Annotated in this window: 18 protein-coding genes and 1 pseudogene; 11 read left to right on the forward strand and 8 right to left on the reverse strand. The window is 64.1% G+C overall.

Annotated features, from left to right (window positions below):
• Positions 1 to 237: 237 nt before the first annotated feature.
• The 11 genes and pseudogenes from fabF to ACE04A_RS07985 all read left to right on the forward strand — a co-directional run bounded on the left by fabF (position 238) and on the right by ACE04A_RS07985 (position 11742).
• On the forward strand, positions 238 to 1467 hold the full coding sequence (gene fabF, locus ACE04A_RS07935; protein WP_259251877.1) for a beta-ketoacyl-ACP synthase II: 1230 nt from the start codon (positions 238 to 240) through the stop codon (positions 1465 to 1467).
• Between the two features lie 495 nt (positions 1468 to 1962).
• Positions 1963 to 2562 (forward strand): RNA polymerase sigma factor RpoE, encoded by a 600-nt coding sequence (gene rpoE / locus ACE04A_RS07940; RefSeq protein WP_006218045.1) that lies wholly within the window; start codon positions 1963 to 1965, stop codon positions 2560 to 2562.
• A gap of 12 nt (positions 2563 to 2574) precedes the next feature.
• Entirely contained in the window at positions 2575 to 3090 is a 516-nt protein-coding gene (locus ACE04A_RS07945; protein WP_259251876.1) for a sigma-E factor negative regulatory protein, read from the forward strand.
• Complete coding sequence (locus tag ACE04A_RS07950; protein ID WP_259251875.1) at positions 3090 to 4136, forward strand: MucB/RseB family sigma factor regulatory protein; 1047 nt, start codon at positions 3090 to 3092, stop codon at positions 4134 to 4136. The genes ACE04A_RS07945 and ACE04A_RS07950 overlap by 1 nt, the downstream gene beginning before the upstream one ends.
• A 46-nt stretch (positions 4137 to 4182) precedes the next feature.
• Positions 4183 to 5655 carry a Do family serine endopeptidase gene (locus tag ACE04A_RS07955; RefSeq protein WP_259251874.1) on the forward strand — a complete coding sequence of 491 codons (1473 nt, stop codon included), beginning with the start codon at positions 4183 to 4185 and terminating at the stop codon, positions 5653 to 5655.
• A gap of 227 nt (positions 5656 to 5882) precedes the next feature.
• The gene (lepA, locus tag ACE04A_RS07960; protein WP_100857321.1) at positions 5883 to 7676 is read left to right on the forward strand and encodes a translation elongation factor 4; all 1794 of its coding nucleotides are present in this window, start codon (positions 5883 to 5885) and stop codon (positions 7674 to 7676) included.
• A gap of 23 nt (positions 7677 to 7699) precedes the next feature.
• A complete protein-coding gene (lepB, locus tag ACE04A_RS07965) occupies positions 7700 to 8584 on the forward strand; it encodes a signal peptidase I (protein ID WP_259251873.1) in 885 nt (294 codons plus the stop codon).
• Between the two features lie 2 nt (positions 8585 to 8586).
• Positions 8587 to 9348 (forward strand): annotated as a pseudogene (rnc, locus tag ACE04A_RS07970) (ribonuclease III).
• Positions 9345 to 10235 carry a GTPase Era gene (era, locus tag ACE04A_RS07975; protein WP_279995936.1) on the forward strand — a complete coding sequence of 297 codons (891 nt, stop codon included), beginning with the start codon at positions 9345 to 9347 and terminating at the stop codon, positions 10233 to 10235. Before rnc ends, era begins: the two are co-directional and overlap by 4 nt.
• Complete coding sequence (gene recO / locus ACE04A_RS07980) at positions 10228 to 10815, forward strand: DNA repair protein RecO (RefSeq protein ID WP_259251871.1); 588 nt, start codon at positions 10228 to 10230, stop codon at positions 10813 to 10815. Before era ends, recO begins: the two co-directional genes overlap by 8 nt.
• 18 nt (positions 10816 to 10833) lie before the next feature.
• Positions 10834 to 11742 (forward strand): LysR family transcriptional regulator, encoded by a 909-nt coding sequence (locus ACE04A_RS07985; protein ID WP_448718559.1) that lies wholly within the window; start codon positions 10834 to 10836, stop codon positions 11740 to 11742.
• A gap of 15 nt (positions 11743 to 11757) precedes the next feature.
• Here the strand turns inward: ACE04A_RS07985 and ACE04A_RS07990 are convergent, their stop codons facing one another.
• The 8 genes from ACE04A_RS07990 to ACE04A_RS08025 all read right to left on the reverse strand — a co-directional run bounded on the left by ACE04A_RS07990 (position 11758) and on the right by ACE04A_RS08025 (position 19043).
• Complete coding sequence (locus ACE04A_RS07990; RefSeq protein ID WP_448718558.1) at positions 11758 to 12858, reverse strand: pyridoxal-phosphate dependent enzyme; 1101 nt, start codon at positions 12856 to 12858, stop codon at positions 11758 to 11760.
• Between the two features lie 3 nt (positions 12859 to 12861).
• Positions 12862 to 13842, reverse strand: coding sequence for a M14 family metallopeptidase (locus ACE04A_RS07995; protein WP_485820024.1), 981 nt, complete (start codon positions 13840 to 13842; stop codon positions 12862 to 12864).
• A gap of 91 nt (positions 13843 to 13933) precedes the next feature.
• Positions 13934 to 14890: a Bug family tripartite tricarboxylate transporter substrate binding protein gene (locus ACE04A_RS08000; protein WP_485820025.1), complete on the reverse strand. Its 957-nt coding sequence runs from the start codon at positions 14888 to 14890 to the stop codon at positions 13934 to 13936.
• Between the two features lie 90 nt (positions 14891 to 14980).
• Positions 14981 to 16273: an NTP/NDP exchange transporter gene (locus ACE04A_RS08005; RefSeq protein ID WP_100857312.1), complete on the reverse strand. Its 1293-nt coding sequence runs from the start codon at positions 16271 to 16273 to the stop codon at positions 14981 to 14983.
• 3 nt (positions 16274 to 16276) lie between these two features.
• A complete protein-coding gene (locus ACE04A_RS08010) occupies positions 16277 to 17194 on the reverse strand; it encodes an aldo/keto reductase (protein ID WP_448718556.1) in 918 nt (305 codons plus the stop codon).
• A 68-nt stretch (positions 17195 to 17262) separates the two neighbouring features.
• Positions 17263 to 17973, reverse strand: coding sequence for a Bax inhibitor-1/YccA family protein (locus ACE04A_RS08015; RefSeq protein WP_050447648.1), 711 nt, complete (start codon positions 17971 to 17973; stop codon positions 17263 to 17265).
• A gap of 119 nt (positions 17974 to 18092) precedes the next feature.
• Entirely contained in the window at positions 18093 to 18509 is a 417-nt protein-coding gene (locus tag ACE04A_RS08020) for a hypothetical protein (RefSeq protein ID WP_448718555.1), read from the reverse strand.
• Between the two features lie 63 nt (positions 18510 to 18572).
• Complete coding sequence (locus tag ACE04A_RS08025; RefSeq protein WP_279995942.1) at positions 18573 to 19043, reverse strand: DNA polymerase III subunit chi; 471 nt, start codon at positions 19041 to 19043, stop codon at positions 18573 to 18575.
• Positions 19044 to 19064 lie beyond the last annotated feature (21 nt).

A 19064-nucleotide genomic window follows, 5' to 3' on the forward strand; every position in this document is an offset into this window, starting at 1 on the left:
CACGACCGTGCAACAAGCGATTGACTACATCAATTCGCACGGTAAGCAGTAAGCTCGATTTATATCCTTCCGGTTGCCCGACTTTCGGGGCCAACCGGGAAACGGGGCGGTTTCAGGAATTTGCCGTGTGGTCCGCGTGCGGGAAGGGCGTTGTAAAGCCCGACCCGCTTTCGCGTGGGCCACACGTGCAGCGCATCCCGAAAACCGCCTTTCTTTTGTCTGTTTGAGGAGTCATCCGTGAAGCGACGTGTCGTCATCACCGGCCTGGGTATCGTTTCTCCCGTTGGAAACGACCTGACCACCGCTTGGGACAATATCGTCAACGGACGTTCTGGCATCAGCCGCATCACCCGTTTCGATCCCTCGGCCATCACCACGCACATTGCTGGCGAAGTCAAAGACTTCGACATCAGCACCTATATCTCGAGCAAAGAAGCCCGCCAGATGGATACCTTCATCCATTACGGCCTGGCCGCCGGGATGCAGGCATGGCGTGACTGCGGCCTGGAAGTCACCGAAGCCAATGCCGAGCGCATTGGCGTGATCGTGGGCTCCGGCATCGGCGGTTTGCCGCGCATCGAAGAAACCCAGGTCGAATACATGGCCAAGGGTCCGCGACGTATTTCGCCGTTCTTCGTGCCGGGTTCGCTGATCAACCTGATCTCCGGTCATTTGTCGATTGCCTATGGCATGAAGGGCCCCAGCTACGCCGTTGTCTCGGCTTGCACGACTGGCCTGCATTGCATCGGCGACGCCGCGCGCCTGATCGAATACGGCGACGCAGACGTCATGGTGGCGGGCGGTGCTGAATCGACCGTGTCGCCGCTGGGCATCGGCGGTTTTGCCGCCATGCGCGCCTTGTCGACCCGCAACGATGATCCTCAGACGGCTTCGCGCCCCTGGGATCGTGACCGCGACGGCTTCGTCCTGGGCGAAGGCGCTGGCGTCCTGGTCCTGGAAGAGTACGAGCACGCCAAGAAGCGCGGTGCGCGCATCTATGGCGAACTGGCCGGTTACGGCATGAGCTCGGACGCGCACCACATCACGGCTCCGGACAAGGACGGCCCGCGCCGAGGCGTCATCAACGCGCTGCGCAATGGCGGCCTGAACGTGGACGACATCCAGTATGTCAACGCGCACGGCACGTCCACCCCCCTGGGCGACAAGAACGAAACCGAGGCGCTGAAGCTGGCGTTCGGCGATCACGCCAAGAAGCTGGTGGTCAATTCGACCAAGTCCATGACCGGGCACTTGCTCGGCGCGGCCGGCGGCATCGAGGCAGTGTTCACGACCTTGGCCGTGTACAACCAGGTTTCGCCGCCTACCATCAACATCTTCAATCAAGATCCTGAATGCGATCTCGACTACTGCGCGAACGAAGCGCGGCAGATGAAGATTGAAGTCGGCCTGTCCAACTCGTTCGGCTTCGGCGGCACCAACGGCTCGATGGCCGTGCGCCGGGTTTGATTTGGAAGGCTCCGACGCAGGGCGCTGGTCGCTGCATGTGCCCATCGGGCGGCCGGCCGGCGTCCATGCGCTCTACGGTCTGGCCGTCGTAGTCGCGGCCGGCAGCGCCTTGATGGCGCTGTCCTGGCACGGCATGGCGGCAGAGGCCGCGGTAGTGGCAATTGCGCTGCTGCTGGTGCCGGCCTGGCTGTTACACTCGGCACGGAGCGGACCGTCCCCAGTATCGGCTTTGCGCACGGCGGCCGGGGCGGGGCGCTGGCAGGTTCGCCAGCCGCAAGGCGGGCAAGACGCGCGCTTGTTGGATCACCAGCGCGGCCCTCGCTGGCTTACGCTCATTTTGCAGCCCTTGCCCACCGGGAGTACCGTCTTTACAAATAGCACAATCACCCTCACCGTCTGGCAGCGGACGTTGCACCCCCAGTCTTGGCGGCGCCTTTGCCTGCTGACGGGTACAACGCAGCAGGCTCGCCCGGCGGCACGTAGGCGGGAGACGTCATGAGCGAGCGCGAAGTCGACGCGGAGTTGGTCGCGCGCGTTCAACGGGGCGACAAGAAGGCCTTTGATCTGCTGGTGCTCAAGTACCAGCGCAAGATCCTGCGCCTGCTGGCCCGGATGATCCGCGACCCCTCGGAAATCGAGGATGTAGCCCAGGAAGCGTTCATCAAGGCTTATCGGGCCTTGCCCCAATTCCGGGGCGACAGCGCTTTTTACACCTGGTTGTATCGTATCGCCATCAATACGGCTCGCAATTGGCTGGCCTCGCAAGGCCGGCGTCCCAGCGCGCCCAATGCGATAGAAACGGAAGACGGTGAAACTTTTAACGAAACCGACAACCTAACCGACATAAGCACGCCGGAATCCATGGTTGCCAGCCGCGAAATCGCCGAGACGGTGAACGCGGCCATCGAGGAATTGCCCGAAGAGTTGCGCACCGCAATTGTCCTGCGTGAAATCGAAGGTATGAGTTACGAAGACATCGCCCAAAGCATGGATTGCCCCATTGGTACGGTGCGCTCCCGCATTTTTCGTGCGCGTGAGGCCATCGCGACCAAATTGCGTCCATTGCTTGGCACCGATGCCGAGCGTCGCTGGTAAGGAGTGGCAGTCATGCAAACAGCAGCCAAGTCCGTTGAAATCGCCGAGGCCTCCTGGGAGGAATCGGTTTCCGCCTGGATGGACGGAGAAGATTCCGACGATATTCTTTCCAGTCTGTTGTCCAAGGAAGGACGTCAGACCTGGGACACCTATCATTTGATCGGTGATTCTCTACGCAATGCTGATCTGGCATTGACGCCCAGCGCCGCGTTCCAGTCGCGGCTGGCGCGTGCGCTTGACGCGGAACTGCCTATCGTGGCCGCGCCGCGCCGACGTTCGCCGTTGCGGGTCGGCCTGTCCGGCCTGGCCGTGGCGGCTGCGGTGGCTACGGTCGCCTGGGTGGCGCAGCCTTACCTGACCGGCACGCCGGCCACGGAAGTGCGCGTGCTGGCCGATGCCAGCGGCACGCCCACGGCGGTCTCCGCCGCTGATGACGCCGGCCTGCGCGACTACCTCGAGGCCCATCGCCAGATGGCCGGCCCCAGCGCGGTCCGACAAGTCTCGTTCGACGCCGGAGCCGGACGTTGATGGCGCTGGCGTTACCGACACGTTGGCCGCGCGCAGCCTCCTGGAACGCACATCGCGCCGGATGGTTTGCCGCTACGCTTCTGACCGCTTTTCTGTCTGCCCATGAGCCGGCGCGCGCCGCCGATGCGGCCCCGGCCACGGATGACGTCGTCCAACTGCTGACGCGCATCCAGCAAGCCGCGCGCAAGCAGGACTATGCGGGCGTCTTCATGTATCAGCAGGGCGAAATGATCCAGTCCTCGCGCCTGGTGCACATGTTGGACGGCACCGGCGAGCGCGAGCGCCTCGAGATCCTGGACGGCCAGCCGCGTGAATACCTGCGTCACAACGACGACGTACAGTGCCTGATTCCCGAGCGCAAGACCGTGCTGATCGAACGCCGGCGCGGCGACCGCTTTCCCGGCTTGTTGCTGGGTGATCCGGCCAATCTTGCCGAGCACTACAAAATCCGCACCGAGGCCAAGCTGCACCGGGTGGCGGGCCGCGAATGCCGCCTGATCACGATCGAACCGCTGGACAAGCTGCGCTATGGCTATCGCCTTTGCGCCGACGTTGAAACCAATCTGTTGCTCAAGGCGCAGACGCTGAATGCTGCCCGGGGCGTGGTTGAGCAAGTGTCGTTCACGTCGCTGCGCCTGGGCTCGGAAGTCGATCCGCAACAACTGAGTTCGCGCTGGAGCACGCGCGACTGGAAGGTGCTGGAATCGACCATGACGCCGGTCGACCTGACGGCCCAGGGCTGGCGCATTCCTGCCCCCAAGGGCTTCAAGGTGGTCATGCAGGTGTCGCGGTCGATGGGGCGCGGCGCGGCGGTCAGCCAGATGGTGTTGTCCGACGGCTTGGCGGCCATCTCGGTTTTCATCGAGCCCTATGACAGCGAGCGCGGACATCATCCGCCGCCCGGGGCCGCGCAGCGCGGGGCCATCACGGTGTATGGCACGCGCATTGCTGATTACTGGTTGACGGCCGTGGGCGAGGTGCCCGTGGCAACGCTGGAACAACTTGCGCAAGCGACAGAATACGTGCCGGCCGCTGGGTCCAAGTGATTCAGGCCCGGGCTACAGGCAGCAAGCAGCAACTTCGGAGTAACTTATGAAAGCAATGACGGTGTCGAACGCTTTTTTCCGGCGCTTTCTGGTGGCCGTGGCAGCAGGGGTTTTCATGTCTGCCGCCTATGTGCCCGCTTCTGTCGCGCAAACGCCCTTGGTGGCGTTGCCCGACTTCACGGGGATTGTCGAAAAAGCTGACCCGGCGGTGGTTAACATCCGTACGACGGCCACCGTGCCGGTCCGTGGGCCTGGCCCCGGCGGCGGTAGCGACCCCTACGAACTCTTCCGCTGGTTCTTCGGCCCCGACATTCAACCCCCTGGCGGCGGCGGGCAAGTGCCTGCGCCGCGCCAGCGGCCCCAGCCTGAAGAGCGGACCGTGCCGCGCGGCGTGGGATCGGGCTTTTTTGTGTCTGACGACGGCTACATCCTGACCAACAACCACGTGGTGGTTGACGCAACGGATATCTACGTCACCTTGACCGACGGACGTGAGTTCAAAGCCAAGGTCATCGGCACCGACGAACGTACCGACGTGGCGCTGATCAAGATCGAAGCCAAGGACATGGTTCCGCTGGTGATTGGCGACCCCAAGAAGCTGAAGAAGGGCCAATGGGTGCTGGCGATCGGTTCGCCGTTTGGCCTGGATTCCACCGTGACCTCGGGCATTGTCAGCGCGATCGGTCGCGACACCGGTGAATACCTGCCGTTCATCCAGACGGACGTTGCCGTCAACCCGGGTAATTCGGGCGGGCCCTTGATCAACCTGGATGGCGAGGTTGTGGGTATCAACTCCCAGATCATTTCGCGCAGTGGCGGCTTCATGGGTATTTCCCTGGCCATCCCCATCGACGAAGCAATGCGCGTCGTGGACCAATTGCGCACCACCGGCAAGGTGACTCGCGGCCGGGTTGGCGTGCAGATCGGTGAAGTGGGCAAGGACGTGGCCGAAGCCATCGGGCTGCCCAGGGCGGAAGGCGCGCTGGTCAGCAGCGTTGAAGTCGATGGCCCCGCCGAACAAGCGGGCGTGCAGCCGGGCGACGTGATCTTGAAGTTCAACAACGAACCGATCAAGCGCTGGTCCGACCTGCCGCGCATCGTGGGTGAAACCAAGCCTGGCACGCGCGCCGACATGCAAGTGTGGCGCAAGGGCAAGAGCCTGACGTTGGCGGTCAAGGTGGGTGAGATCCCGACCGAAAAGGCGGCCGCGGCCGAAAAGAAAGCGGCGCCCGTGCCGGAAGTGACCAATGCGCTGGGCCTGGGTGTGGTGGATGTGCCGGCCGACGTGCAGAAGAAGCTGCGCATCAAGGGTGGCGTCCAGGTGAAGGCCGCCGAGGGCGCGGCCGGCAAGGCCGGCCTGCAGGAAGGCGACATCGTGTTGGCTTTGAACGACACCGACGTGACGGGTGCCAAGCAATTCGGCGAACTCGTGGCCAAGCTCGACAAGAGCCGCACTGTGGGTCTGCTGGTGCGCCGTGGGGACCAGACCCAATGGGTCGCGGTGCCTGCATCGAAGTAGGGCAGGTTTGCCCCGGTGGGGCGCCTTTTTGCCAGGCTGCGGGCAGCCGGCAGAAAAAATTGCCCAAGACCGGCTAAAATGGCTGGTTGCCGCAAGAGGGGGCGCTTGGCGCCCCCTCGTTTTGCCCGGGTTTTGCCCCGTCAGCGCCCCTCTCGTCAGCCGTGTGTTCTCCGGCGGCGGCGTCTTCCGGCCTGGTGCCGAGTGTTCCGTCCCTTATAATTTCAAGCATGCAGCATATTCGCAACTTCTCCATCATTGCCCACATCGATCATGGCAAATCGACCTTGGCCGATCGCTTGATCCAGCGCTGCGGCGGATTGGCGGATCGCGAAATGTCGGCGCAGGTGCTCGATTCCATGGAAATCGAGCGCGAACGCGGCATCACCATCAAGGCCCAGACCGCCTCCCTGCAATACAAGGCGAATGACGGCAAGGTCTACAACCTGAACCTGATCGACACCCCGGGGCACGTGGACTTCTCGTACGAAGTCAGCCGCTCGCTGTCGGCCTGCGAAGGCGCGCTGCTGGTGGTGGACGCGTCGCAGGGCGTGGAAGCGCAGACGGTCGCCAACTGCTACACCGCCATCGAGCTGGGCGTGGAAGTGGTGCCGGTGCTGAACAAGATGGACCTGCCGCAGGCGGATCCCGAAGGCGCGCGCCAGGAAGTGGAAGACGTCATCGGCATCGATGCCTCCGAAGCGGTGCTGGCCAGCGCCAAGACGGGCATGGGCATCGACGAAATCCTGGAAACCATCGTGGCGCGCGTGCCCGCGCCCAAGGGTGACCCCGAGGCGCCGCTGCAAGCCCTGATCATCGACTCGTGGTTCGACAACTACGTGGGCGTGGTCATGCTGGTGCGCATCATCAACGGCGTGCTCAAGCCCAAGGACAAGATCCTGCTGATGGCCTCCGGCGCCACCCACCTGTGCGAGCAGACCGGTGTGTTCACGCCGAAGTCGCAACAGCGTCCGCACCTGTCGGCGGGCGAAGTGGGCTTCATCATCGCCGGCATCAAGCAGTTGGAAGACGCCAAGGTGGGCGATACGGTCACGCTGGCCAACAAGCCCGCGCCGTCCGCGCTGCCCGGCTTCAAGGAAGTGAAGCCGCAGGTGTTCGCCGGCCTGTATCCGGTGGAAAGCTCTGAATACGACCAACTGCGCGATTCGCTCGACAAGCTCAAGCTGAACGACGCCGCGCTGATGTTCGAACCGGAAGTGTCGCAAGCGCTGGGTTTTGGCTTCCGCTGCGGCTTCCTGGGCTTGTTGCACATGGAAATCGTGCAAGAACGCCTGGAGCGCGAATTCGACATGGACATCATCACCACCGCGCCGTCGGTGGTGTATGAAGTCGAGCAGCGCGATGGCTCCGTGATTACCGTGGAAAGCCCGTCGCGCATGCCCGAAGTGGGCAAGATCCAGGACATTCGCGAACCCATCGTGAAGGTCACGCTGTTCATGCCGCAGGACTACGTCGGCCCGGTCATGACCCTGTGCAACAACAAGCGGGGTTCGCAGATCAACATGAGCTATCACGGCCGCCAGGTGCACCTGGTGTACGAGATTCCGCTGGCCGAAATCGTGCTCGACTTCTTCGACAAGCTGAAGTCGGTATCGCGCGGCTACGCCTCGATGGACTACGAATTCCTGGAATACCGCTCGGCCGACGTGGTGCGTGTTGACCTCCTTATCAACAACGACCGTGTCGACGCGCTGGCTGTGATCGTTCACCGCAGCAACGCACGCCATCGCGCCCGTGACGTCGTCACGCGCATGCGTGGGCTGATTCCCCGCCAGATGTTCGACGTGGTCATCCAGGCCGCCATCGGCGCCGAAATCATCGCGCGTGAAAACGTGAAGGCCCTGCGCAAGAACGTGCTGGCCAAGTGCTACGGCGGCGATATCTCGCGCAAGAAGAAGCTGCTTGAAAAGCAGAAGGCCGGCAAGAAGCGCATGAAGCAGGTGGGTAGCGTTGAGATTCCGCAGGAGGCGTTCTTGGCCATCCTGCAAGTGGAAGACAAGTAGAACCAAAAGAAGGCGGTTAGCTGATGAGTTGGAACTTTGCCCTGATCCTGTTTGTTCTGCTGGTCTTGACCGGCATTATCTGGGTGCTTGATCTGGCGGTGCTGCGGCGTGGCCGCGAAGCGCGGGCGCAAGCGGCAATGGCGCAGTACGATGCGGCCCTGGTCGGAGACGCCCAGGAAGCCGAACGCCTGCGCCGCGAAGCCGGCGACATCGCGCGGCGCGTGCCCTGGTGGATCGAATACGCCGTCAGCTTCTTTCCCGTCATTCTGTTCGTGTTCATGCTGCGCTCGTTCGTGGTGGAGCCGTTCCGGATTCCGTCGGGTTCCATGTTGCCGACGCTGCAGTCGGGTGACTTGATCCTGGTGAACAAGTTCAGCTATGGCTTGCGCCTGCCCGTGATCGACAAGAAGGTGATCGACATTGGTGAACCCAAGCGCGGCGATGTGTTCGTGTTCCGCTATCCCGTTGATCCGGACGTGGACTACATCAAGCGTGTGGTGGGCCTGCCCGGCGATGAAATCGCCTACCTGGACAAAAAACTGTACGTCAACGGTGAACTCGTGCCCCATGTGCGCGACGGCGACTACTTCGAACCGGACCGGGTTTCGTATATTGCCCAATATAAAGAGAAGTTGGGCGACGTTGAGCACAAAATACTGCTAGATGAGAACAAGCCGCAGGATTATTCTCCGATGTGGCAATTTCCTCACCGCCAGAACTGCCAATACAGCCGCAATGGGGTACGCTGCAAAGTACCTGAAGGCAGTTATTTCGCCATGGGTGATAATCGGGACAACAGCGCGGACAGCCGGTACTGGGGCTTCGTACCTGAAGCCAATATCGTCGGACGCGCGTTCTTCATCTGGATGAATTTCAGCGATCTCAGCCGCATCGGCCGGTTCAACTGATTATGTCGCTAGCCACGCTAGAAAACCGCCTGGATCACCACTTCGGTGATCCGGCTTTGCTTGAACAGGCACTGACGCATCGCAGTCATGGTGCGCGCCACAACGAGCGCTTGGAATTCCTTGGGGATTCCGTGCTGAACTTCGTCGTGGCGGCCATGCTGTTCGAGCGCTACTCGAAAATTGACGAAGGCGATCTGTCGCGGCTGCGGGCCAATCTGGTCAAGCAGGCCTCGCTGGCGGATATCGCCCAGCGCCTGGAGCTCTCGCAGTATCTGCGCCTGGGCGAAGGCTAATTGAAACGCGGCGGGTTCCGCCGGCCATCGATTCTTGCCGACACGGTCGAGGCGCTGTTTGGAGCCGTCTTTCTGGACGCGGGCTTTGAGGCCGCGCGCCGCGTGATCGTGCGCCAGTACCTGCCGGTGCTGGCTTCGGTTGACCCCAAAACGCTGGGCAAGGACGCCAAGACCTTGCTGCAGGAATTCCTGCAAGGCCGCAAGTTGGCGCTGCCGCTGTATACGGTGGTGGCCACGCATGGCGCGGCCCACAGCCAGCAGTTCGAAGTCGAGTGCGCCATCCCGGCGCTCGAGATCAAGGTTACGGCGCCCGGCGCCAGCCGCCGCGCCGCCGAGCAATCGGCGGCCAAGCTGGCTTTGGAGGCGGCGCTGGCTATCAGCCCGGCCACCAAGGCTGCCCGCAAGTCGGGCAAGGCGCGCAAAACCGCGCAATTGTCGCTGCCCGTGGCAGTGGCTCAAGAGACTAAATGAGCGATACCCCTTTTCGTACCGGCTTTGTTGCCATTGTTGGCCGCCCCAATGTGGGCAAGTCCACGCTGACCAACGCCCTGATCGGTTCCAAGATCTCCATCGTGTCGCGCAAGGCGCAGACCACGCGCCATCGCATCCATGGCGTGTTGACGCGCGAACACGAGCAGTTCGTCTTCGTTGATACCCCCGGTTTCCAGACGCGCCATGGCGGCGCCATGAACCGCATGATGAACCGCGTCGTAACGCAGGCCCTGGCCGACGTTGACGTGGTGGTGCATGTGGTCGAGGCCGGCAAGTGGTCGGAAGGCGACGCCAAGTTGCTGCCGCTGTTGCCCAACCCGGAACGCACGATTCTGGTCGTCTCGAAGATCGACCAAATGAAGAATCGTGATGATCTCTTCGCCTTCGTTTCCAAGATCGTGGCGCTGCATCCGTTCGGCGCCGTGGTGCCGATTAGCGCCACGAAGAACCAGCAACTGGATCAGTTGCTGGAAGAAATTGCCACGCGCCTGCCCGAAGGCGAGGCGATGTTCGAAGAAGACACCCTGACTGACCGCCCCATGCGCTTCATTGCCGCCGAACTGGTGCGCGAGAAGATCTTCCGCCTGGTCGGCGACGAGCTGCCCTACGGCTGTACCGTCGTCATCGAGCAATGGGAAGAGACCGCCAAGGGCGCCAGCATCAACGCCTGCGTGGTGGTCGAGCGCGACAGCCACAAGCCCATTCTCTTGGGCACGGGCGGCATGCACATGAAGCGTATCGCCACGGAGGCGCGGCAGGACATCGCCAAGCTGCTGGACAAGCCCGTGCACCTTGAGGTCTACATCAAGGTGCGCAAGGGGTGGTCCGACCGCGAGGGTGCGCTCCGCGATCTGGGCTATGAGTAGACGGGCGCCTCGCGTCCAGGATCGCCCGGGCTTTATGCTGCACGCCACCGCGTGGCGTGAGACCTCCCTTATTGTTCAGACTTTTTCCCGCGATCATGGCTGTGTGGCCATGGTCGCCAAGGGCGCCAAGCGCCCTTACTCGGTGCTGCGGCCCGTGTTGTCGGCCTTTCAGCCCTTGTTGCTGTCCTGGACCGGCAATGGCGAAGTCAAGACGCTGACGCGCGCCGAAATCGCGGGCATCCGCCCGTTGACCGGCACCGCACTGATGTCCGCCTGGTACATGAACGAGCTTTTGCTGCGTCTGCTGCCACGTGAGGACGCCCACCCCTTGTTATTCGATGCCTACGACATGGCGTTGCAGCAGTTGTCCAATGGCACGCGCGCCGCGGGCGCGTTGCGCCGCTTTGAATGGACCTTGCTGCGCGAGACCGGCTATGGCGTGGACGAAGCCGCGCCCGATTTCGAAGATACCGCCATCGAACCCGCGTTGCGCCGCGACTTGCGCGAGCGCCTGGCCGAAATTCTTGCCGGCCGCCCCTTGTCTACCCGCCGCGTCCTGATGGACTTGCAGCGCGTCTGAGCGTGCCGCAAGCAGCCTATGACCTTCACGCTGAAACAGGTCGAGACGTTCCGCACCGTGTACGAAACGGAAAGCGTGACGGCCGCGGCTCGGCGGCTGGATGTGTCGCCCGCGACAGTCAGCGCGACCTTGGCCGCGCTGGAAGCCAGCATTGAGTTGCGCTTGTTCGAGCGCGTGCGCCAGCGGATGCAGCGCACGCCCGAGGCCACCTTGCTGTACGAGGAAATTCGCCGTTTGAACGCGGGGCTGGAAAGCCTGGGGCGCAAGATCCGCGCGATACGTGGCGCCGCGCAGCCGCGCCTGCGCATTGGTTGTATCCATGCGTACGGCGGCACCATCGTCAGCGACGCGATCTCGCGGTTTCGCACGCGCTATCCCGACACGCCGCTCTATCTGCAAATTCGAGACTCCAACAGCTTGCGCGATATGGTGGTGTCGGGTGAGCTCGACCTGGCGGTGGTGGCCGACGAATCTGAACTGGAAGGGCTGCTCGGCCACCGGCTGGCCAGCTTGCGTGCCGTGGCGGTGTTTCCCGCCGGCCATGCGCTGGCGCGCGTGGAACGCGTGGAATTCGCCCATCTTGCAGATGCCGAGATCATCGCCCTGAATGCGGAGGACGGCTCGCGCAAGCGTCTGGATTCGCTGTTGTTGCAGGCGGGGCTAAGCCTGAAGGTGGCCATCGAAACCCCGTATTCCAGCACCGTGTGCCAATTGGCGCTGGCGGGGCATGGGGTAGGCATCGCCAACCCGGCCACCGCCGTGGGGATGGAGGCCGCCGGCCTGTGCTACCGCCCGCTGACCGCGCCCGTGCATTTTGAATGCCACATGATTCTGCACGGCAGCCGGCCCCTGTCCGAGGCCGGCAAATTCTGGGCCACCTGCCTGCGCGGCGCGCTGGCCCCGCTGGTGGAGCGCTTCGGCGTCTAGGGCAGCAAGGCTCGTTCAGCCGCGGCGTCCGTCCGAGGTCAGCATCAGCACCACCGACGATTCGGCATCCAATACGCCTGAGCGCCGCAGCCGAGCCACTGCCGCCAGCGCGGCCGCCGAAGACAGCTCGGTGCTGATCCCCCTTCGTTCCAGCCGTTGCTGCGCCTGGGCGGCCGCCGAATCGGATACTTCCACCGGCATGCCACTTGAGCGCGTCAAGGCCTCCAGGGACTGTAGCGTGCAGGTGCCGCCGGCAATGGAGTACAGGTCCGTTGCCGCGTCCCACAAGCCGCGCGCGTCCCCGGTGGCTTGAGCTTGCGACAGGCGCGCATAGGGCTCGACGGCGTGCAGGCGGGGCAGGTGTTGGATACGGCCGCTATGCAACAGGTGCTGCCAGCCCAGGAAGATTCCCCAAAGCAGATCGCCGCGCGCGGTGGGCACGATGATGTCGGTGGGCAGGCCGCAGCGGTCCAGGATCTCGGCGGCGATGGGCTTGTAGCCCTCGACGCCGTAAGGGTGTGTGCCGACGGGCGGATTCAAATAATTGGTGCCCGCGAATGCGCCGTGGTTGCGGCACAGGTCTTCCACGTACGGCCAACGGGCCAGGCTGTCTTCGAAGGCGCTGAGCTTGGCGCCGAAGCGCTGCATGGCTTCGCGCTGCAAGGGAGGGCAGTTGCGGGTGATGGCGATATCGGCCTGCAAGCCGGCGGCGGCGCAATAGGCGGCGATCGAGACGCCGGCATTGCCGCTGGAAGCCGCCGCTACGCGGGTGGCGCCGGCCAGCCTTGCCCGCGATACCAATTGGGCCGCCATGCGGTCCTTGTGGCTACCGGTGGGGTTGGCGCCTTCACATTTAAGCCAAAGCTGGCCGATGCCTTCGGCCTGCGCCAGGTCCAGCGCTTCCAGGCAGGGCGTGTCGCCTTCACCCAGCGTGAAGGGGGCCAGGATCGGCAAGGGCATGGCGGGATTGTCGCCGGACGAGTCGTAGCAGCATTCCAGCGTGGCGGGGTGGCCGGCCGCCAGGCAATGGGCGCAGCCTTCGGGATAGTCGCCGGGCGGCCACAGGCTTGCACAGCGAATACAACGCAGGCCGGACAATCTTGGGTTCATCTGCATGGGTCAGTATTTCGACACGAGAGTTTCAAGGGGAAGGGCGGGCGCCACTTGCAGCAGGCAGTCGCCGTCGTCGCTGCGGGCAATGGCGCGCAGGCACACGACCGTGCCTGCTTGGGGGCTGTGCAAGGGGCGCATGGGGATGTCCGGACGGGCGGGTTCGATCAAGCGGCCAATCTGCTGGCCGGCAGCGACGGATTGCCCCAGTTCCACACCGGGCACGAACACCCCCGCCTCGCTTGCGCGCAACGTCGCAGCGGGGGCGTCCAGGTCGTAAAGCTGGATGTTCGGGTTGCGGGGGCTAGTGTGGCCGGGCAGCAGGCCCAGTTCGCCCAGACAACCGAGCAGCCCATCACGGCAGCGCTCGACCAGGGCAGCGTGGGTTTCCCTGCCGCCGCCGATCTCGGCGCTCAGGCGCAATACGCCGTGGCGGCTGGCCGCGGCCGGCATGGAGCCCGCTTCATTGCCGCGAAAGAACACGCAATGCGGCAGACCGAACGCGCGCGCCAGGGCAGGCAGGCGCTCGTCGTAGGTGTCGTTGCCGTAGCGCGTGATCACGGATGACGGTAGATAGCGTAGGGACGCGCCACCGCTGTGCACGTCGACCATGGCCTGCACGCGCGGCAGCAGACGCGCTTCCAACGCGGCCGCGACGCTTTCGGTGTAGCCGCGCGCCGGGGCGCCCAGGAAGGCGCGGTTCAGGTTGCCGCCATCGGCGGGAGACAGCCTTGTACCGGCTAGCGAGGCCTCCGCGTTGACGGCGGGCAGCAGATAGACCGTGCCGCGTTGCAGAACGTGGGGCAGGTGATGCCACAGATCCAGGATGGCCGCCTGGCCTTCCCATTCGTCGCCATGCACGCCGGCAATCAGGGCAACGGAGGGGCCGGGGCCGGCGTCGATCCGCAACACGGGGATGGTGATGCGCCGATAGGCCGATTCGTTGGTCGCGGCGGCGACGGAGAAGTCTTCCCGGCTTAGCTGAACCATGTGGCGCCTCCCGCCGAGGTGTCTGCGGAAGGGCCGCCCGCCGCAGGTTCGCCTGCCGCAGGACCGCCCGCCGCAGGATTCCCCATGGGCCTTAATCCAGCGTGGCGGCCTTGATGATGTTTTCCCATTTGGGCAGTTCCTTGCGAATTTGGGTTTGTACGTCTTGCGGAGTGCCGCCCAGCGGCGCCTGGGAACGGCTGCGCAGTTCCTTTGCGACATTTTCCGATCGCAGCGCCTGGTTCATCGCGGCATTCAGGCGGTCGATGACGGCAGGCGGCGTACCGGCCGGGGCGATCAGTGCACTCCAGGCGGACTGCTCATAGTTGGGGTAGCCCTGTTCGGCCACCGTCGGCACATCGGGGTTGGAGGCGGCGCGGGACGTCGTCGTGACGGCCAGCGCGCGCAGGCGGCCGTCCTTCAAATTTCCGATCAGCGGTGGCAGGTTTTCCATCATGGCGTCCACGTGGCCGCCAAGCAGGGCGGAGAGCTGCGCGGCCGTTGCCTTGTAGGGAATCTGGCGCACGGCCGCGCCGGTCTGGGCGATGAAGAGCTTCACCCCCACCTCGCTGGTCGTGCCCGGGTCCGCCGACGTCATCGTCAGGCGGTCGGGCTGGGCGCGGCTGGCCTCGATGAAACTCTTCAGGTCGCGATAGGGCGAGGCCGCGTTCACCACGATGACGTTCGGGGTTTCGGCCACCAGGCCGATCGGCGTCACGTCACGGTCCAGATCGTAGAGTTGTTGTTTGAACAGAAACCGGTGCAGCACCAGCGTGCCAACGTGGGCATAGCCGATGGTGTAGCCGTCGGCTGGGGCGCGAACCACTGCCTGGGTGCCGATGCGGCCACCGGCCCCCACGCGGTTTTCCACCACGACGGGCTGGCCAAGCTGACGGCTCATCTCCTGGCCGATCAGGCGCGCGGTGATGTCCGCGTTGCCACCCGCGGCCGCAGGCACGATCAAGGTGATGGCCCTTTCGGGATAGGCAGCGTGCGCGGACGTGGCGCTAAGGCAAAGCAGCAGGGCGGCAAGGCAGGCAGAGCGTTTCATGACGATTCCCCAGGCGTTGAGAGCTGCGCCATTGTGCGGCGGCCGCCCGCGAGATCCGTTTGGTTTACTAAGATGCTTGTTTGGAAAAAACTAATGGTTGTCGGGCTTTCTGGCGTCGGCCTGCCTTCCCAATGCGTAGCCCACGGCGGCCGCGCCCAGCGCCACGGCCGCGCCCAACAGCGCGATCAGCGCCACGCCATGGCCCAGCATGTCCACCCCCGCCTTGACCCACCCGCTGGCGGCGTCTCCGCCACGGTAGACCACGGTGTCAATGACGCTCTTGGTTTTGTACTTGTCTTCGGGCGGAACCGCAGTGAACAGCATTTCACGACCCGGCCTGATCAGGGCGTATTCGCCGGCCCGGCGCAGGATCATGGCGGCCGCCAACACGCCAAAGACCGGAAACGCGGCCAGGGCCAGGAACGACACCCCCACGGCCAGCGGCACCGCGGTCAACAGGAAGCGCAGCCCCAGGCGCGCGGCCACGCGGCCCGTAATGAACACCTGCGACAACAGCGCCAGCGTCTGCACGGTGAAGTCCAGCGCGCTGAAGACGCGGATGCGCTGCGCCGTGTCGGGAAACGTATCGGCGACGAGTCGCGCCTGCTCCATGTACAGAAAGGTGTTGAGCGTGGCCAGCAGTACCACCAGCAGCGAAATGCCCAGCAAGTAGCGTGATCGGAAAATTCGCGAAATGCCGGCCAGGACGCTGCCTTCAATGGGGTGCTTGATGTCTTCCAGACTGACGTCCGTCCGCGTGGCCGCGCGCCATCGCAACAGCCATTGCTTGAGCGGCAAGGTTGCCGTGAGCAGCAGCGCGGACAATAGCAACAGGCCCGCCGGGCCAAGCGCGCCGGCCAGCAACGCGCCCAACAGCGGACCGCACAGCCCGCCCGCGCTGGCGCCGGCGGCAATCAAGGCGAACAGGCGCTTGGCTGATTCCATGCGGAACACGTCGGCCATCAGGCTCCAGGCGATGGAAACCACGAACAAATTGAAGACCGACAGCCACACATAGAACGCGCGCGCGGCCCAGATGCTGCCCGGTTGCAGGTACAGCAGGACAGCGAAGCCCGCCATGGTCAGCGCGAAGAGGCCGTAGACCCAGGTCAGCAGCGTTGAGCGCGGCACGCGCGAGGACAATACGCCAAACAGGGGCACCACCGCCAAGGTGGCGACGAAGGTGGCGGTGAACAGCCATTGCAGTTGGTTCACGCCCGCCTGGATGCCCATGGTTTCGCGGATGGGGCGCAGCATGAAATAGCCGCAGAACAGGAAGAAAAAGAACGCGAAACCGCAGGCGGCGGGCGCGATTTCTTCTTCGTGTATGCCCAGGGCCCGCGCCGCGCGGCCACGCAGGGAGCCAAGGCCGACTGAGGCCATGGCTTATGCCAGCAGGGCGGCGATGCGGTCGCGCAGTGCCGCGTCGGGTTGCGGTCCGAACCCGGCCAATGCGTTGTCCGCCATGTTCGCGGGTTTGGAGGTGGCGGGAATGACGGCGGTGACGGCCGGGTGTCCGATGATGAATTTCAGGAAAATCTGCGCCCAGGAGGTGCAGCCGATGTCGGCAGCCAGACCGGGCAGGGCGCGGCCCTTGACCTGGCGGAACAGCGCGCCGTCCTGGAAGGGGCGGTTGATCAGCACCGCGACGCCGTTGGACTGGCAAGCCGGCAGCAGGCGCTTTTCGGCGTTGCGCGCGCCCACTGACAGATTGATCTGAAGAAAATCGGGCTTTTCGCGTTCGACCAGTTCAGTCAGTTCGTCGTGGGCATGGTCCAAGTAGTGCGTGATGCCGACGTAGCGGATCACGCCTTGCTGCTTCAGGTCGCGCAACAAGCTCAGCTGATTGCGGGTGTCGATCAGGTTGTGGATCTGGATCAGGTCCAGTTTGTCGCGGCCCAGGTACTTCTGTGATTCGCGGATTTGCTCCATGGCGGCGTCGTGGCCGCGCGCGCCGATTTTAGTCGCCAGGAAGTACGGATTGCCCTTGCCGCTTTGGCGCGCCAGCAGCGCTCCCACGACAGCCTCGGCCTGGCCGTAGCTGGGGGCGGTGTCGATCAGAGTGCCGCCGGCTTTGGTGAAGGCGTCCAGCACCTGCGCCAAGGGCTGCATGGCAGCCGCGTCATCGGGCGAAGCGTTGAAGGTGTCGGCGGTACCCAGGCCGATGACGGGTATCTGTTCCTTGGTGGACGGAATGGCGCGCTTCAGCATGGCTTGCTTGGCGCTCAGGGCCTGGGCGGCGCCAGCGGGTCCCAGCAGGGCGGCGCAGGCGGCGGTCTGGAGGAAGCGGCGGCGATCGTGCATGGGAACGCTCCAAAGAAAAAGGCCTACATGCGAATGTAGGCCTTCAGTACTGAACTTGCGGCGTGCGATTACTCGCGGTTGCCGCCGAAGATGCCCAGCAGCATCAGCAGGTTCGAGAAGACGTTGTAGACGTCCAGGTAGATGGCCAGGGTGGCGGACACGTAGTTGGTTTCACCACCATTGACCACGCGCTGCAGGTCAACCAGCATGAACGCCGAGAACACCAGGATGGCCATGACCGAGATGGTCAGCATCAGTGCGGGCATTTGCAGGAAGATGTTGGCCAGCGCCGCAACCAGGATCACGACCGCGCCGATGAACAGGAATTTCTGCATCCCGGACAAGTCGCGCTTGATGGTGGTGGCCAGCGTGGCCATCGTGCCGAACACGATCGCCGTGCCGCCGAACGCCGTCATGACAAGCTGCGAACCGTTGCTGAAGCCCATCACGAAGCCCAGCAGGCGCGACAACATGATGCCCATGAAGAACGTGAAGGCAAGCAGCAGCACCACGCCCATCGAGTTGTTCTTGTTTTTCTCGATGGCGAACATCATGCCGAACGCGCCCACCAGGAACACGATGGCCGACAGGCCGGGGCTTGCGCCCATGACACGGTTGATGCCGGTGTAGAGGCCGACCGCCGCGCCCAGCACCGTGGGAATCAGCGAGAGGGCCAAGAGCCAGTACGTGTTGCGCAGCACTTGATTGCGCGCGACCTCGCCCGGCGCGCCAGCGACCGAGCCGGAACGGTTAAAAGGGGACGGACGATATTCGTTCATGGAGAACTCCTGTATGCGCCAAAAATAATTGCCTAGAAGGCTTAGAGGGGAAGGATACCTTACAGTTCCCTGAAGAATCCAGTTTTTGGAAGATTTAGACCCGCTGCCGGACGCCCTGTTTACCCAGGGCGGACCTCGTTCAATACCCGGGAAACGATACTCGGTAATTCGGCGTCCATGCGCGTCTGAATCTGCTCGATGGCGTCGGCCAGCGCCCGTCGCATCAATTGTTCGACCTCGGCTTGCAACCGGGCGGTCAACACCGACGCGTCGGGCAGCGCGGCGGCGGTGTGCGTGGCGTTGGCGTGAACCGCCGGGGCTTCGTCCACGTCCCAGTCCTGGCCGCGTCCATCGGCAATGTCGGTCAGCAAGGGGAACGCATCGTCGGCATCGGGGACAGGGGCGTCATCGGCCCGATCGGTCAGTACGGGGGGGCCGGAATCTTCAGGCTCTGCTGGCGCGCGCGGCGCGTAGAGCGTCGGTTCGGCCCGCTGGGTCAAGGTGGGGATGCCGGTATCGTTGGAGCGAGAGGGCATGGGGGCTCCCAAATATCAAAAGATCGCGGCGGGCACGGTGCCCGCCGGGATGGATGGGGCAGGTCAGCCCCCGGGGGGCTGGCGGCTGAGGTCGTGGCTTACCGGGGTGTGGCCCGCATTCTGGTAGACGCGCCAGCGCTGGCGAGCGGCTTGCTTGTCGTCCGGGTCATCCGACACGATTTCAAGCAGGCGCTCGAAGGTGTCGAAGCCGGGCGGGCAATCGTTGTCCAGATTGAGCAGCCACAGCGGGGCGGCATCCGCGCCCGCTTCGGGTTGAGCGGCCTGGGCCGCTTGCTGGGGGTCTCCCGCTGTCAGGACCACCGGCGTTTCGGGCGCCAGCGGGTCGTTGGCCAGCACGTGCGGCACGAACGAGGTGTCGTCAAAGGCCCAGAGCATGCGGTCAAACGCGGCCAGCCGCGAACCGTCTTTACAGTACACCACCAGCCGCTGCCCTGCCAGAACGCGCTTGCGCACGACCTGGCAGGCCATGCGCAAGCGGTCGGGCGCGCCGAAGGCGAAGTCGATCCGCGTCATGCCCGGTTCCGTTGCAGTGGC

The sequence above is a fragment of the Achromobacter colocynthidis genome, assembly GCF_057334535.1.

Coding starts and splice junctions, on each gene's coding strand:
- era (WP_279995936.1), top strand. CDS start 9,345: ATGAGCGATACCCCTTTTCGTACCGGCTTTGTTGCCATTGTTGGCCGC.
- ACE04A_RS08005 (WP_100857312.1), bottom strand. CDS start 16,273: ATGGCCTCAGTCGGCCTTGGCTCCCTGCGTGGCCGCGCGGCGCGGGCC.
- ACE04A_RS08010 (WP_448718556.1), bottom strand. CDS start 17,194: ATGCACGATCGCCGCCGCTTCCTCCAGACCGCCGCCTGCGCCGCCCTG.
- ACE04A_RS07985 (WP_448718559.1), top strand. CDS start 10,834: ATGACCTTCACGCTGAAACAGGTCGAGACGTTCCGCACCGTGTACGAA.
- ACE04A_RS08020 (WP_448718555.1), bottom strand. CDS start 18,509: ATGCCCTCTCGCTCCAACGATACCGGCATCCCCACCTTGACCCAGCGG.
- recO (WP_259251871.1), top strand. CDS start 10,228: ATGAGTAGACGGGCGCCTCGCGTCCAGGATCGCCCGGGCTTTATGCTG.
- ACE04A_RS08025 (WP_279995942.1), bottom strand. CDS start 19,043: ATGACGCGGATCGACTTCGCCTTCGGCGCGCCCGACCGCTTGCGCATG.
- lepA (WP_100857321.1), top strand. CDS start 5,883: ATGCAGCATATTCGCAACTTCTCCATCATTGCCCACATCGATCATGGC.
- ACE04A_RS07950 (WP_259251875.1), top strand. CDS start 3,090: ATGGCGCTGGCGTTACCGACACGTTGGCCGCGCGCAGCCTCCTGGAAC.
- ACE04A_RS07955 (WP_259251874.1), top strand. CDS start 4,183: ATGAAAGCAATGACGGTGTCGAACGCTTTTTTCCGGCGCTTTCTGGTG.
- ACE04A_RS07995 (WP_485820024.1), bottom strand. CDS start 13,842: ATGGTTCAGCTAAGCCGGGAAGACTTCTCCGTCGCCGCCGCGACCAAC.
- ACE04A_RS08000 (WP_485820025.1), bottom strand. CDS start 14,890: ATGAAACGCTCTGCCTGCCTTGCCGCCCTGCTGCTTTGCCTTAGCGCC.
- lepB (WP_259251873.1), top strand. CDS start 7,700: ATGAGTTGGAACTTTGCCCTGATCCTGTTTGTTCTGCTGGTCTTGACC.
- ACE04A_RS08015 (WP_050447648.1), bottom strand. CDS start 17,973: ATGAACGAATATCGTCCGTCCCCTTTTAACCGTTCCGGCTCGGTCGCT.
- rpoE (WP_006218045.1), top strand. CDS start 1,963: ATGAGCGAGCGCGAAGTCGACGCGGAGTTGGTCGCGCGCGTTCAACGG.
- ACE04A_RS07945 (WP_259251876.1), top strand. CDS start 2,575: ATGCAAACAGCAGCCAAGTCCGTTGAAATCGCCGAGGCCTCCTGGGAG.
- ACE04A_RS07990 (WP_448718558.1), bottom strand. CDS start 12,858: ATGCAGATGAACCCAAGATTGTCCGGCCTGCGTTGTATTCGCTGTGCA.